Annotated in this window: 14 protein-coding genes and 2 pseudogenes; 13 read left to right on the forward strand and 3 right to left on the reverse strand. The window is 58.1% G+C overall.

The window, feature by feature from the left end:
- On the reverse strand, nt 1-288 hold the full coding sequence (gene gatC / locus GOW93_RS09215) for an Asp-tRNA(Asn)/Glu-tRNA(Gln) amidotransferase subunit GatC (protein WP_170383368.1): 288 nt from the start codon (nt 286-288) through the stop codon (nt 1-3).
- Nucleotides 289-516: 228 nt separating this feature from the next.
- On the opposite strand from gatC, the gene GOW93_RS09220 reads away from it, so the two are divergent.
- Nucleotides 517-675: a DUF4148 domain-containing protein gene (locus GOW93_RS09220; RefSeq protein ID WP_170383370.1), complete on the forward strand. Its 159-nt coding sequence runs from the start codon at nt 517-519 to the stop codon at nt 673-675.
- Nucleotides 676-820: 145 nt separating this feature from the next.
- A complete protein-coding gene (locus GOW93_RS09225) occupies nt 821-1,384 on the forward strand; it encodes a DUF4202 domain-containing protein (protein ID WP_170383372.1) in 564 nt (187 codons plus the stop codon).
- Here the strand turns inward: GOW93_RS09225 and GOW93_RS09230 are convergent.
- On the reverse strand, nt 1,375-2,031 hold the full coding sequence (locus GOW93_RS09230; protein ID WP_170383374.1) for a ceramidase domain-containing protein: 657 nt from the start codon (nt 2,029-2,031) through the stop codon (nt 1,375-1,377). The genes GOW93_RS09225 and GOW93_RS09230 overlap by 10 nt on opposite strands.
- Before the next feature lie 60 nt (nt 2,032-2,091).
- Between GOW93_RS09230 and GOW93_RS09235 the strand changes: the two genes are divergently transcribed.
- Entirely contained in the window at nt 2,092-2,784 is a 693-nt protein-coding gene (locus GOW93_RS09235; protein WP_170383376.1) for a metal-dependent hydrolase, read from the forward strand.
- On the opposite strand, the gene GOW93_RS09240 is transcribed toward GOW93_RS09235, so the two are convergent.
- A complete protein-coding gene (locus GOW93_RS09240; protein WP_170383378.1) occupies nt 2,774-3,235 on the reverse strand; it encodes a nucleoside deaminase in 462 nt (153 codons plus the stop codon). The genes GOW93_RS09235 and GOW93_RS09240 overlap by 11 nt on opposite strands.
- Nucleotides 3,236-3,296: 61 nt before the next feature.
- Here GOW93_RS09240 and GOW93_RS09245 point away from each other — a divergent pair.
- From GOW93_RS09245 to GOW93_RS09290, 10 genes and pseudogenes are all read left to right on the forward strand, one after another.
- Nucleotides 3,297-4,091 (forward strand): annotated as a pseudogene (locus GOW93_RS09245) (pseudouridine synthase); the annotation flags it as partial.
- 189 nt (nt 4,092-4,280) lie between these two features.
- Complete coding sequence (locus tag GOW93_RS09250; protein ID WP_170383383.1) at nt 4,281-5,195, forward strand: 5-bromo-4-chloroindolyl phosphate hydrolysis family protein; 915 nt, start codon at nt 4,281-4,283, stop codon at nt 5,193-5,195.
- A 31-nt stretch (nt 5,196-5,226) separates the two neighbouring features.
- Entirely contained in the window at nt 5,227-6,417 is a 1,191-nt protein-coding gene (locus GOW93_RS09255; RefSeq protein WP_170383385.1) for a toxic anion resistance protein, read from the forward strand.
- Nucleotides 6,377-7,387, forward strand: coding sequence for a DUF2927 domain-containing protein (locus GOW93_RS09260; RefSeq protein ID WP_254443505.1), 1,011 nt, complete (start codon nt 6,377-6,379; stop codon nt 7,385-7,387). Before GOW93_RS09255 ends, GOW93_RS09260 begins: the two co-directional genes overlap by 41 nt.
- A gap of 21 nt (nt 7,388-7,408) precedes the next feature.
- Nucleotides 7,409-8,557, forward strand: coding sequence for an SPFH domain-containing protein (locus GOW93_RS09265; protein WP_170383387.1), 1,149 nt, complete (start codon nt 7,409-7,411; stop codon nt 8,555-8,557).
- Nucleotides 8,558-8,592: 35 nt separating this feature from the next.
- Complete coding sequence (locus GOW93_RS09270; RefSeq protein WP_170383389.1) at nt 8,593-9,684, forward strand: TFIIB-type zinc finger domain-containing protein; 1,092 nt, start codon at nt 8,593-8,595, stop codon at nt 9,682-9,684.
- A gap of 28 nt (nt 9,685-9,712) precedes the next feature.
- Entirely contained in the window at nt 9,713-10,450 is a 738-nt protein-coding gene (locus GOW93_RS09275) for a nitroreductase (protein ID WP_170383391.1), read from the forward strand.
- Between the two features lie 21 nt (nt 10,451-10,471).
- Nucleotides 10,472-10,909, forward strand: a complete 438-nt coding sequence (gene dtd / locus GOW93_RS09280) for a D-aminoacyl-tRNA deacylase (protein ID WP_170383393.1) — start codon at nt 10,472-10,474, stop codon at nt 10,907-10,909.
- Complete coding sequence (locus GOW93_RS09285) at nt 10,909-12,012, forward strand: glycerate kinase type-2 family protein (protein ID WP_170383395.1); 1,104 nt, start codon at nt 10,909-10,911, stop codon at nt 12,010-12,012. Before dtd ends, GOW93_RS09285 begins: the two co-directional genes overlap by 1 nt.
- Nucleotides 12,013-12,063: 51 nt before the next feature.
- Nucleotides 12,064-12,660, forward strand: a pseudogene (locus GOW93_RS09290) (CocE/NonD family hydrolase); the annotation flags it as partial.
- Nucleotides 12,661-12,671 lie beyond the last annotated feature (11 nt).

A 12,671-nucleotide genomic window follows, 5' to 3' on the forward strand; every position in this document is an offset into this window, starting at 1 on the left:
TTACTCCACCACTTTGGGGACTGCGAAAAAGCCTTCGCGTGCGTCGGGGGCGTTGGCCAGAACCTTGGCCTGCTGGTTGCCGTCGGTCACCACATCCTCGCGACGTTTCAGACGCATCGGCTCGACCGAAACCATCGGATCGACGCCTTCGACATCCACTTCGTTCAGTTGCTCGATGAACCCAAGGATGGTGTTGAATTCGGACGCCAGCGCAGGCAGCGCGTCGTCCTCGACCTTGATCCGGGCCAGTTTGGCCACCTTGGCGGCGGTGCTTTGGTCAATCGACATCGGAAAACCTCATATGCGTTAGGGGGCATTTACCCGTCTGATGCAGCAGTCGCAAGAGTACCAAGGGTTGGATGTGATCTTGTTTCGCCGAACGACTGCAGGCCGCAATTCAAATCTGAATGTGTCGCACACAAAAAAGTAAACCGTTTAGTTCAGTTTATACCTTGAAAAACTAAACTGTACTGTTCATTTCATATTCACAGCATAGCCGCAAACCGGAGAATGAAAATGAAAACCTTCATCACTGCAGCCCTTTTGACAGCAACCATTCTGAGCGCACCGGCTATGGCTTTCGGTGTCCCCACGAACAACCTGGTCCCCAACCTGATATTCCCTGAACCGGTTCAAGAACCGGTCACGCGGGGCCAAGTAAATTCGAGCAAATAACATAAATGATGTAGCCGGGCCGAACACCCCCTCCGGCCCGGCTGAGGTGCAAAAGGCTGCTGCATCTTCGACAACCAACAGCTACGATGGTCAGAACTAACCCGCCGGACTGCATCGAAAATCCGGCAAACCAACGGAGCGGAAGATGAGCGCATGCAAGCAATTGGTTCTGGACGCGATAGATGCGGCCAACAGGCAAGATCCCAATCTCGACGATGGCCAGCCCGTCGAATTGCTCTACGGACAGCGGATGAGCGCCGAGTTGGACCGACTGTTCCCCGACGCTTCGGATATTTTGCAGATCGCCGCGCGCGGGCAGCACGTGGAACGCTGGAAGTTGGCGCGCAGTGAGTACCCCGAAGGACGTGCCGGATATCTGGCCTGGCGCAAGGCGCAAGGTGTGCACCACGCCGAGATTGTCATGGCGATGATGGAGCAGGCCGGTTACAGCGCGGACGAAGCTGAAACCGCTGGTCGCATGCTACGCAAGCAGGGCATCAAGCGCGATGACGAGGTTCAGGCGCTGGAAGATGTGATCTGCTTCGTGTTTCTCAAATGGTACTTTGCACCCTTCGCGGAAAAGCACTCGGCCGAGAAAATCCAACGCATCGTCGAGAAAACCGCGCGCAAGATGTCAGCTGAGGGTCGAGCGCGGGTTTTGACCGAGTTTGACCTGCCGGAACATCTGGCCGCCGCGTTTCAGGGCTGAGGCACGCGGGTCATGTGCCTGCGATACACCTCAATCATCCAACCCAGCATGACGGCGTTCAGGATGTGCCACATGAAATGCGTACCCAGTGGCACGTGCGCGCAAATGGGGTCATCCAGCGCACGAAAAGTGATCGAGGCAATCAGGATCACCGCTCCGGTAGCGAGGCCACGGGCGGTATCCGGCACACGATTGCGCAACAGATAGGCATAAGTCAGGATCAGCAGCGGCACCGGCGCATAAGCTGCTGATCCCCCCAAGCCGGGAACGAATTGAAACAGAGGCACTGTTGCGACTGCATAAGGAATGAACAGCGCGGCCAGGAGCGCAGCAGGCAACAGATTCATATGCCAGACATCGCGATTGATCGCGAAGATATAGACCAGAATAAAAAGCAGAATCGGCACGACATCCGCCATCGCGGACCAAACCTGCGCGTGGGTGTGAAACAAAAAGCTGCCAACCCCGATTGCAGCCAGAATCACCACCAACATCATCGCCAGCGGCATCCCCTGCCCGCGCACCCGCCGCCACATGATAAACGCTGCAACTAAAAACGCCGCGTTTGTTACCGCGTTGATCGGCTCGGCCCAATAGGCGGGCGTCAGACGCTCGCAATAGCCGTCAATTTCCTGAAACCAGTCCATGAACTTTTACATAGCCGATGCTAAGTTGATGCCAACAGTTTGTTTTGGGAGGACGTTTTCATGAACATCATCTGGCTGGGCCACGGGAGTTTCCGCATCGAAACTGGTGGGCAAGTTCTGCTGATTGACCCTTGGTTGACCGGCAATCCGGTGTTGTCCGAAGAACAGCACGACGCCGCATTGGACGGTGCGACGCATATCCTTCTGACGCACACGCATTTTGATCACGTGGCCGATGTGGTGTCGCTGGCCAAGCACCTGAAGGTGCCCGTGGTCGGCCAATACGACCTGATGGGATATTGGAGCGAGGCCGAAGGGCTGGAGACCATCGGGTTCAACAAGGGTGGCACAGTTGACCTGAACGGCGTGATGGTGTCGATGGTGCCCGCGTCGCACAGCTCGACCTTTTCAACACCCGAGGGACTGCGGACCGGAGGCAGTGAGGTTGGTTTCATGATCGCATCCGAAGGCCACATGCTCTACGTGTCCGGCGACACCGATATCATGGCCGATATGGATTGGATGGGCGACTACTACAAACCCGATATCGGCATTCTGTCGGCGGGTGGGCATTTCACCATGGATATGAAAGCGACGGCTTATGCGGCCAATCGGTATTTCAACTTTAAGACGGTGATTCCCTGTCATTACAAAACCTTCCCGGTTCTGGAGCAATCCGCTGAGGCGCTGGTCGACGGGTTACCGGGTGTCGATGTGATCGAGCCAGAGGTTATGAAACCCATCACTCTTTAGGGTCGCGCCGCTCGGCAAAGAAGGCTTTGAGCAGGTCAGCAGCTTCCTGCCCCGCGATTCCGTCATAAACTTCGGGGACATGGTGCGCCTGTTTATGGGTAAACACCCGCGCACCATGGGCCACACCGCCGGATTTCGGATCGGCGGCCCCGTAATAGATGCGCCGAATACGCGCCGCAGCCAACGCAGCCGCGCACATCGCACAGGGTTCTAAAGTTACATAAAGATCGTGATCCAGCAGGCGTTCCGACCCGACCTCGGCACAGGCGGCGCGCAGAGCCAGAATTTCGGCATGGGCGGTGGGATCACTCAGCTCACGCGTTCGGTTTCCCGCCGAGGCCACAATGCGACCGTCAGGCGCGACAATGACGGCGCCTACCGGGACCTCTCCGCGATCTGCTGCGGCACGCGCCTCAACCAGCGCCTTGTCCATATGCGATCTGAACTCCATGCCTCTGACTGCATCAGAAACCTGTCTTTCGCAAGCGGGCGGGATGCGCTATGGGCTGCGGATGAGCAAAACCCCTCCTCCCGGCGACCGGATCGCCAAAGTGCTTGCCCGCGCGGGCGTTGCCTCGCGCCGTGAAGCTGAACGCATGATCGAAGCCGGTCGTGTGACCGTGAATGGCAAGACAATCGACAGCCCTGCGCTGAACGTCACAGCCAAAGACAAGATCACAGTGGACGGCAAACCGGTTTCCGAGCCGGAACCCTCGCGCTTGTGGCTGTATCACAAGCCGCCCGGCCTGGTGACGACAACACGCGACGAAAAAGGTCGCGCGACCATCTTTGACAACCTGCCCGAGGACATGCCGCGCGTCATGAGCGTTGGGCGGTTGGACCTGAACTCGGAAGGGTTGCTGCTGCTGACCAATGATGGCGGCATCAAGCGCAAACTGGAACTGCCCTCAACCGGGTGGCTGCGTAAATACCGCGTGCGGGTCAACGGACGGCCAAAGGACGAGGATTTCGCCCCGCTGCGCAAGGGTTTGGTGATCGATGGAGAGCGGTTTCTGCCGATGGATGTCTCTCTGGATCGCCAACAGGGCGCAAACGCTTGGCTGACTATCGGTCTGCGCGAAGGAAAGAACCGTGAGATTCGCCGCGCGATGGAGGATATCGGCTTTGCCGTGAACCGCCTGCTGCGCGTGTCATACGGGCCGTTCCAGCTGGGTAGCCTGAAACCCGGTGAGGTTGAAGAAATCCGACGCCGCGTGATGCGCGATCAGTTAGGGCTGGACGCGGAACCCGAAGACAAACCCAAACGCCCGGCGCGACCGCAAAGAAAACGGGCACCGATCGGCAAGAAAACTCGCAAGTGACGCAGGTTTAGCAACCTTCCCCCTAGCGCCAAGCCCGCGCATCTCCTAAATTTTCCGTAATTGCTGCGATTGGGGAACGCCATGTCAGGGACCGGAGTACAAAAACTGGCCTACGCGGCCTTGCTGGTACTGTTATTCGGCGTCTGCACCGGCGTGCTGGGGGGCCTGTAACGCATGGCAAAACGATATGGCGGAAAATACAGCCCCGAGGGCGATGGGTCCGGCGACGATCTGCCACCGCGCGGTCAGTTCCATGGTGCGCGTGTCGAACCAGCAGGTGCGCGGGTAAACATCCTGTTCCTGCCTGCCATCCCCCTGATTTTTCTGTCGCTGAACGACGGTGCGATAGGGATGACCATCGGGCTGATCGCAGCCGGAATGTTGACCGCTGCCGCTTTTCTGTTGCGCGAAGGTCTACGCGCCGAGGCCGCATATAACGCGCGCCGCGCCGCACGCCGCCCGTCCTTTCCCCGCAAGATTTTCGCAAGTGTGCTGACCGGCCTTGGTGCCGCGCTGGCCTCATATCGCGTGGAGTACTTGGATGCCGAGACTGCCGCTCAGGCCAGCCTACTGGCCCCAATTTTGTTCGGAGCCGTGGCAACGGTGCTGCATTCCGTATCTTTCGGTCTGGACCCGATGAAAGACAAAGGGATGGAGGGTGTCGACACCTTTCAGCAAGACCGCGTAGCCCGCGTTGTTGAAGACGCCGAATCCCACCTAACCAAGATGACTGACGCTATCAAACGCGCGGGCGACCGCCGGGTCGAAGCTCGCGTCGAACGGTTTCAGGATACTGCCCGCGACCTGTTCCGCACGGTTGAAGAAGACCCCCGCGATCTGGCTGGGGCCCGCAAATACCTGACGGTCTACTTGCAGGGCGCACGCGACGCGACGATTAAATTTGCAGACGTTTATGCCCGCACGCAGGATGCGCAGGCGCTGGCGGATTACACGTCTCTGCTGGATGATCTAGAGCAGAATTTCGCGGCCCGCACCCGCAAGATGCTATTGGATGATCGCAGCGATCTAACAGTTGAAATTGATGTGTTGCGCGAACGGCTGCAACGCGAAGGCGTCCGGTTGGACTGACCGGCCGATTATTTGAGAGAGGATTATTCCCATGTCCGAAGAGATCAAGACCAAGGCGGTCGAGGCTGAAACACTGGTAGAGGAAGTAACGGCAGTTGCCCTTCCCGAGCCATCGACCGAAGTCGTTTCGCTTGAGGATGCCGACGAGCCGGTCAGCGCAGAAATCCGCAAGCGGATGGACGAGATTGACATGGGCAACACCAATTCGATCGTCGCTTTTGGATCATCCGCACAAGCGGAGTTGCAGGAAATCAGTCAGGCTATGCTGGCAGACGTCCGCAACAAGGACGTCGGCCCCGCCGGCGATAGCCTACGCAACATAGTGACCACGATCCGCGGTTTCTCGGTCAGCGAGCTTGACGTGCGTCGCGAGCGTAGCTGGTGGGAAAAACTGGTGGGCAAAGCCGCACCTTTCGCCAAGTTCACCGCCCAGTACGAAGAAGTTCAAGGCCAGATCGACAGGATCACCGATGACTTGCTGGGCCATGAGCACACACTGTTGAAAGACATCAAATCTCTGGACCTGCTCTATGAAAAAACCCTTGGGTTCTATGATGAACTGGCGCTCTACATCGCAGCCGGTGAGGAAAAGCTGACCGAGCTGGACAGCCACGACATTCCCGAGAAAGAGGCCGCAGTCCAGGCCGCGGCCGAAGACGAGCAAGTCATGAAAGCGCAAGAGCTGCGCGACATGCGCGCCGCGCGCGACGACTTGGAACGCCGTGTTCACGACCTGAAACTGACACGCCAGGTGACTATGCAGTCCTTGCCCTCGATCCGGCTGGTTCAGGAAAACGACAAGTCGCTGGTGACAAAGATCAACTCGACCTTGGTCAACACCGTGCCGCTGTGGGAAACGCAACTGGCGCAAGCTGTTACCATTCAACGCAGCGCCGAAGCCGCCGCTGCAGTACGCGACGCAAACGATCTGACCAATGAGTTACTGACCTCGAATGCAGCCAACCTGCGCGAGTCGAACAAGATGATCCGCGAGGAAATGGAACGCGGCGTATTCGACATTGAAGCAGTGAAACAGGCCAATGCTGACCTGATTGGTACAATCAACGAAAGTCTGGCTATTGCAGACGAAGGCAAAGCCAAGCGCGCCGCAGCCGAGCAGGAACTGCAGAAGATGGAGGCCGAACTGCGCGACACACTCGCCGCCGCCAAGGCGCGGAAGGATGGTACCGGTGACAATGCCGGAACGGCGGTGCCGGGCTGACGGCAGGTTGGGCGTGCGGTTTAAGGGCTATCTGAAACCCGTATTGGGCGTGTTATCGTTGTTGGCCTTGGCCAATTGCGACGAAACGCTTTCGTCTTCGGTTGCACCACAACCACGACCGGCAGTCGTGGCACCTGCGCCCAACGCCTATGTCCCCCCTTCTGCGGCAAGTCAGGATTTGGCCCGTTTCTATCAGCGCGTAGAGCGCGACCTTCTGACCCGTGGCCTGCTGCGGGTGGACGGTGGCGGCCCGGACACGCCTTACGATGCCGACGATCTGGCGCGTAATTTCGAAGCCATCGCCTTTTATAGCGAATATCCCGATCACGCAGTGACCGCCTCGACGCTCAGGACGGATGGGCAGCTTAGCCGTTGGACAAGTCCAGTGCGCGTTCAGACCGAGTTCGCCCCGTCAGTTCCGCCCGATGCACGCGAACAGGACACTGCACAGGTCGAGGCGTACACGGCGCGGCTGGCCAAGCTGACGGATCACCCGATTTCAGTCGTCAATCGCAAGGCCAACTTCCATGTGTTCTTTGCTGGCAAGGATGACGGCAGTTATGTGGTGGCACGTCTCAAGCAGCTCATTCCCAATATCAGTCAGGCCTCTCTGGATCTGGTCGCGAACCCACGTGCCAATATCGACTGTTTCGTTTTCGCTTCGGCCACAAGCAATGCTCCGAACCGTTACGTGCGCGCGGTGACGCTGATTCGAACCGAGTTGCCCGACTTGCTACGCCGCAGCTGCATTCATGAAGAGATTGCTCAGGGCCTCGGCCTGTCCAATGACAGCCCCGCCGCACGGCCCTCGATTTTCAACGATGACGATGAGTTTGCGCTGCTGACCAGCCATGACGAGAAATTACTGACGATGCTCTATGACCCGCGCCTGGAACCCGGCGTGACGGCCGAGAACGCCCGCCCCGTGGTTCGGATCATTGCACGCGAATTGATGGGCCAGCAGCTCTGAGCCCAAGGAAAGGAGACCCCGATGGGTATTTTCGATTTTCTGACCGGAGAATTTATTGACGTCATTCACTGGGTCGATGACACCCGCGACACCATGGTCTGGCGGTTCGTGCGAGAGGGGCACGAAATCAAATACGGTGCCAAGCTGACTGTCCGCGAAGGTCAGGCGGCGGTGTTCGTGCATGAAGGTCAACTGGCGGACGTATTCACGCCGGGTCTTTACATGCTTGAGACCAACAACATGCCGATCATGACGACCCTGCAGCACTGGGATCACGGCTTTCAGTCTCCGTTCAAATCCGAGATCTATTTCGTCAACACGACCCGGTTCAATGACTTGAAATGGGGCACCAAGAACCCGATCATGTTGCGCGACCCCGAATTTGGTCCGACCCGCATCCGGGCCTTTGGCACCTATACTGTGCGTGTGAAGGATGCGGCGAAATTCCTGGTAGAGATCGTCGGCACCGATGGTGAGTTTACCATGGATGAGATCAGCTTTCAGATTCGAAACATCATCGTTCAGGAATTCAGCCGCGTGATCGCCGGGTCGGGTATTCCGGTTCTGGACATGGCCGCCAATACCGCCGATTTGGGCAAATTGATCGCGGCTGAGGTTTCCCCGGTGCTGGACAGCTACGGGCTGGAGATGCCCGAATTCTACATCGAAAACATCTCGCTGCCGCCGGCGGTCGAGGCCGCGCTGGACAAGCGCACCTCGATGGGGCTGGCAGGTGATCTGGGCAAGTTCACACAGTATTCCGCAGCCGAAGCCATGACTGCTGCAGCCAATAACCCAGGTCAGGGCGGAGGCATGGGTGCCGGCCTTGGCATGGGAATGGGCATGGCTATGGCACAACAGATGTCGAACATGGCAGCGGGTCAGCCTCGCGGCCCGTGGAGCAGTTCCGCCCCCGCTGCCCCGCAACCCGCGGCACATGCGGCACCGCCGCCTCCCCCGCCTGTCGAGCATGTGTGGCATATCGCGGTTGACGGTCAGACCAGCGGGCCATTCTCGAAGGCCAAGATGGGCCGCATGGCAACGGACGGAGAGATCACCCGCGACACCCATGTCTGGACGGCTGGTCAGGACGGCTGGAAAAAGGCTGGTGAAGTGCAGGAACTGGCACAGCTGTTCACCATTTTGCCACCGCCTCCGCCCGGCGCATGATCATTTGGGCGCTAGCGTAGAAACAGGGCGGCATGATGACCGAAGAACACAGATTTCCCTGCGAGCAATGCGGTGCGGATTACAGGTTCAACCCCAGTGATGGCAGTCTGACCTGCGACCATTGCGGACATTCCGAAGCAATCGGCGCTGGCCATTGGGGTGGTGCCAGCCTGAAAGAACTGGAATTCAACGCTGCTATCGCGGAGCAACTGCCAGACAGCGAGATCGAGGAAACGCGTGTTCTATCCTGCCCCAACTGCGCGGCTCAGGTCGAATTTGACCCCGCCACCCACGCCGCCGAATGCCCGTTCTGCGCGACGCCAGTGGTTACGGATACCGGGACCAATCGACACATCAAACCGCGAGGAGTGCTGCCGTTTGCTCTGGACGAACGCACGGCGCATAAGGCGATGGGAGATTGGCTGGGCAAGCTTTGGTTTGCGCCAAATGGGCTGAAGGACTACGCCCGCAAAGGCCGCAAGATGCAGGGCATTTATGTGCCCTACTGGACCTTTGATGCAGACACACAATCCAGCTACCGTGGTGAACGCGGCACCGTTTACTATGAAACGCGAACTGTCATGCGTGATGGCAAACGTGTTCAACAGCAGGTGCCCAAGGTGCGTTGGTCGCCGAAATCTGGCCGGGTGAAACGATTCTTTGACGACGTTCTGGTGCTGGCCTCAAGATCCTTGCCCAAATCCTATACAGACGCGCTGGAACCCTGGGATTTGCCCGCGTTGGAACCGTATCAACCAGAGTATCTGGCAGGGTTCCGGGCCGAGGCCTATACGGTCGAATTGCAGGAAGGATACTCCGAGGCCCGCGGGTACATGGCCCGCGTGATCGAGCGGGATGTTCGTTTCGATATTGGCGGTGACCGTCAGCGGATACATGCGATCGATACGGATGTGCGCGACGTGACCTTCAAGCATATCCTACTGCCGGTCTGGATGGCGGCTTACAAGTATCGTGGCCAGACCTATCGGTTCGTTGTCAACGGGCGCACTGGTCGTGTTCAGGGTGAACGCCCTTGGTCAGCGATCAAGATCACCGTTGCCGTTTTGCTTGGCCTGCTTGTAGCCGCTGGCGTCGGGTACCTGATGGCAACTGGTCAGCAGGGCTGACACGGGCCGCGACCCAAAAGAGTGAGGAATGTTAGCGCTTGACTTCTGTTGGTCCGACGCCATCCTGCGCCGCGTCAACGCCGAGGGGGAGATACGCGTGGCACTGTCCAATCTGAACCAATTGCTGACCGCCCGACATTCCTGCCGTGCATTTCTCTCTGATCCGGTGCCAAAGGACCAGATCGAACAAATCCTGACCAGCGCCGCACGTGTGCCCAGTTGGTGCAACGCCCAACCCTGGCATGTCGTGATTGCCAGCGGTGCAGAAACCGACCGCTTTCGTGCCGCATTACAGAAAGAGGCACAAACAGGAACCTCGGCCCCTGATCTGCCTTTTCCAACTTCGTATTCCGGGGCCTATCAGGATCGTCGTCGAGCCTGCGGCTGGGCTTTGTACGAGGCCGTGGGCGTGGAACGAGGGGACCGCGCAGCCTCGGCCCGGCAGATGATGGAAAACTTTACCCTGTTCGGCGCGCCGCATTGCGCACTCCTTACAAGCCCAACTGAGCTGGGGGCCTATGGTGCGTTGGACTGTGGCGGGTTTATCACTGCTTTTGCACTAGCTGCACAGGCCCTGGGCATAGCCACGATCCCACAAGCTGCGCTAGCGGCCTACAGCCCATTCATTCACCGATATTTCGACATTCCGGACGACCGCAAATTTTTATGCGCGATTTCATTCGGATATGCCGACAATGAACACCCAGCCAACAGTTTTCGCACCGACCGCGCCGATCTGAATGAGATCGCCCAGTGGCTCGGGTAGCACACCAAGCGGAGAATAGTTTTGCGCGCAGTATTACAACGCGTTTCGCACGCCAAAGTATCGGTAGACGGACAGGTTATCGGTCAGACTGGACCGGGGTTAATGATCCTTGTCTGCGCGATGCAGGAAGATGATGAGGCAAAGGCGGACCAGCTGGCTGCCAAGATTTCGAAGCTGCGTATATTCAAGGATGACGCAGGCAAAATGAACCGTTCGGTTGTGGATATTGAAGGCTCGGCGCTGGTGATCAGCCAATTCACTTTGGCCGCCGATACATCTCGCGGCAACAGACCGGGATTTTCCGAGGCTGCATCGCCGGAAGTTGGCAAACATCTGTATGAAGTCTTTGCCCAGCATCTTCAGGCCTGCGGTGTGCCCGTAGAAACCGGAAAATTCGGTGCAAATATGGCGGTTGAACTGGTCAATGACGGGCCGGTCACGATTTGGGTGGAAAGCTGATGGACAGAAGAGAGCAAGCAATTCGCATCTGGCAGGCTGGTGTCGATGCCGTAGGTGGGTACACGGCAACAAGCAAGGTCTTGAGCGATGTTTCCGAGCCAGATCAGATTCTGGCCGTGGGCAAACCCGCAGCGGCGATGGCCCGTGCCGCGTTAGATCATTTCGGTCTGCTCCCCACGCTGGTTGTCACCAAGGATGACCACGGGCGTGACCTGCCTGATCATGTGACGGTAATTGAGGCCTCTCATCCCGTTCCAGACGAGCGAAGCCTTCTGGGGGGCCGGGCTCTGCGTGAGACGGTAGAGGCAATGGATTCGGATTCGCATCTGCTGCTGCTGGTTTCAGGCGGTGCGTCCTCGTTGGCCGAAGATTTGCTACCGGGAAAGTCGTTGGAAGACTTGGGGCGATTAAACAAGAAACTTCTGTCAGAAGGTCTGGACATCACGTCCATGAACACCGAACGGCGCAAGCTGTCGCGGATCAAGGGCGGTGGATTGCTGTCCCATTTCAAAGGGAAAAAGGCGACAGTTCTGGCTATTTCCGATGTGCCAGGCGACGATCTGAACGTTATCGGATCGGGGATTGGGGCGCTGCCTGCCTCAGTTAGTTTTCAGGCCCACACACAGATCGTAGCCTCGAACGCTCATGCACGTGAAGCCGCAGTGGAACTGGCGCGAAGCGAAGGCTTAAATGTGCATACCAACGAAGAATGCCTGCATGATGATTTTCTGAACGTTGCCGGAACCTTGGGCGAGCGTATCCGAAACATGCCCACCGGAGTCATGGTGTTCGGAGGAGAGCCAACGGTGATCCTGCCAGAAAATCCCGGGCGCGGCGGCCGCAACCAAGCGCTTGCACTGGCACTGGCACAAGAAATTTCTGGGTGCGATCGAATAACGATTGTTGTCGGGGGAACCGACGGCACAGATGGGCCCACCCAAGCCGCAGGAGCCGTTATTGACGCTACTACGTGGGGTGACGGCGCTGAATCAGCTTTGCAGAATGCCGACAGCGGCAGTTATCTGGAAGGTGCCGGGGCTTTACTGGTCACTGGTCCGACTGGAACAAACGTGATGGATCTGCTTGTCGTAATCCGCTCATGATTTGACGATTCCCGAGGCGCCCGGATTTTGAAAAGCTCGGACAGTGCTACAATGACGCCGCCTGCGAACACGCTACGTGATATCGAAGATCTTCCTGACATCGGCATCGAAATGCCTGATGTCTGCCGCTTGTCCGCTCGCGAATGGTGCCCCAGAGATGCGTTAGAAGACCCCGTCCCCGCCGTCTTGGAGTTTCTGCCCTATCGCAAGCGGGATGGCACTTTGGTCCGAGACGCTCTGACCCACCCTAGGATTGTGCAACACGGCCATGCCTGCATCCGCGTGGACATGCACGGCAATGGCGACAGCGTAAGTCTGATGGAGGACGAATACACCCATCAAGAACTAGACGACGCAGTGAAAACGATTCAATGGGTGGCCCAACAACCTTGGTGTACTAGTGCGGTTGGGATGATGAGGATCAGCTGGGGCGGGTTCAACGCGCTTCAGGTCGCGGTACTGCAGCCCGAACCGCTGAAGGCAATCATCACCCTGTGTTCGACCGCCGACCGATTTGCCGACGACATCCACTATAAAGGCGGCTGCCTGTTGAATGAGAACTTTGGGTGGGGCGCAACAATGTGGTCTTATTCGTCCCGCCCACCAGCCCCGGCCTTGCGCTCGAATTGGCGTGAACCGTGGGCGGACGCGACCACCTT

This window comes from Ruegeria atlantica, from assembly GCF_013032455.1.
GTDB lineage: Bacteria > Pseudomonadota > Alphaproteobacteria > Rhodobacterales > Rhodobacteraceae > Ruegeria > Ruegeria atlantica_B.

Excerpts from the sequence above, each read along its gene's own strand:
- gatC (WP_170383368.1), bottom strand. The coding sequence starts at position 288 with ATGTCGATTGACCAAAGCACCGCCGCCAAGGTGGCCAAACTGGCCCGG.
- GOW93_RS09220 (WP_170383370.1), top strand. The coding sequence starts at position 517 with ATGAAAACCTTCATCACTGCAGCCCTTTTGACAGCAACCATTCTGAGC.
- GOW93_RS09225 (WP_170383372.1), top strand. The coding sequence starts at position 821 with ATGAGCGCATGCAAGCAATTGGTTCTGGACGCGATAGATGCGGCCAAC.
- GOW93_RS09230 (WP_170383374.1), bottom strand. The coding sequence starts at position 2,031 with ATGGACTGGTTTCAGGAAATTGACGGCTATTGCGAGCGTCTGACGCCC.
- GOW93_RS09235 (WP_170383376.1), top strand. The coding sequence starts at position 2,092 with ATGAACATCATCTGGCTGGGCCACGGGAGTTTCCGCATCGAAACTGGT.
- GOW93_RS09240 (WP_170383378.1), bottom strand. The coding sequence starts at position 3,235 with ATGGAGTTCAGATCGCATATGGACAAGGCGCTGGTTGAGGCGCGTGCC.
- GOW93_RS09250 (WP_170383383.1), top strand. The coding sequence starts at position 4,281 with ATGGCAAAACGATATGGCGGAAAATACAGCCCCGAGGGCGATGGGTCC.
- GOW93_RS09255 (WP_170383385.1), top strand. The coding sequence starts at position 5,227 with ATGTCCGAAGAGATCAAGACCAAGGCGGTCGAGGCTGAAACACTGGTA.
- GOW93_RS09260 (WP_254443505.1), top strand. The coding sequence starts at position 6,377 with ATGGTACCGGTGACAATGCCGGAACGGCGGTGCCGGGCTGACGGCAGG.
- GOW93_RS09265 (WP_170383387.1), top strand. The coding sequence starts at position 7,409 with ATGGGTATTTTCGATTTTCTGACCGGAGAATTTATTGACGTCATTCAC.
- GOW93_RS09270 (WP_170383389.1), top strand. The coding sequence starts at position 8,593 with ATGACCGAAGAACACAGATTTCCCTGCGAGCAATGCGGTGCGGATTAC.
- GOW93_RS09275 (WP_170383391.1), top strand. The coding sequence starts at position 9,713 with ATGTTAGCGCTTGACTTCTGTTGGTCCGACGCCATCCTGCGCCGCGTC.
- GOW93_RS09285 (WP_170383395.1), top strand. The coding sequence starts at position 10,909 with ATGGACAGAAGAGAGCAAGCAATTCGCATCTGGCAGGCTGGTGTCGAT.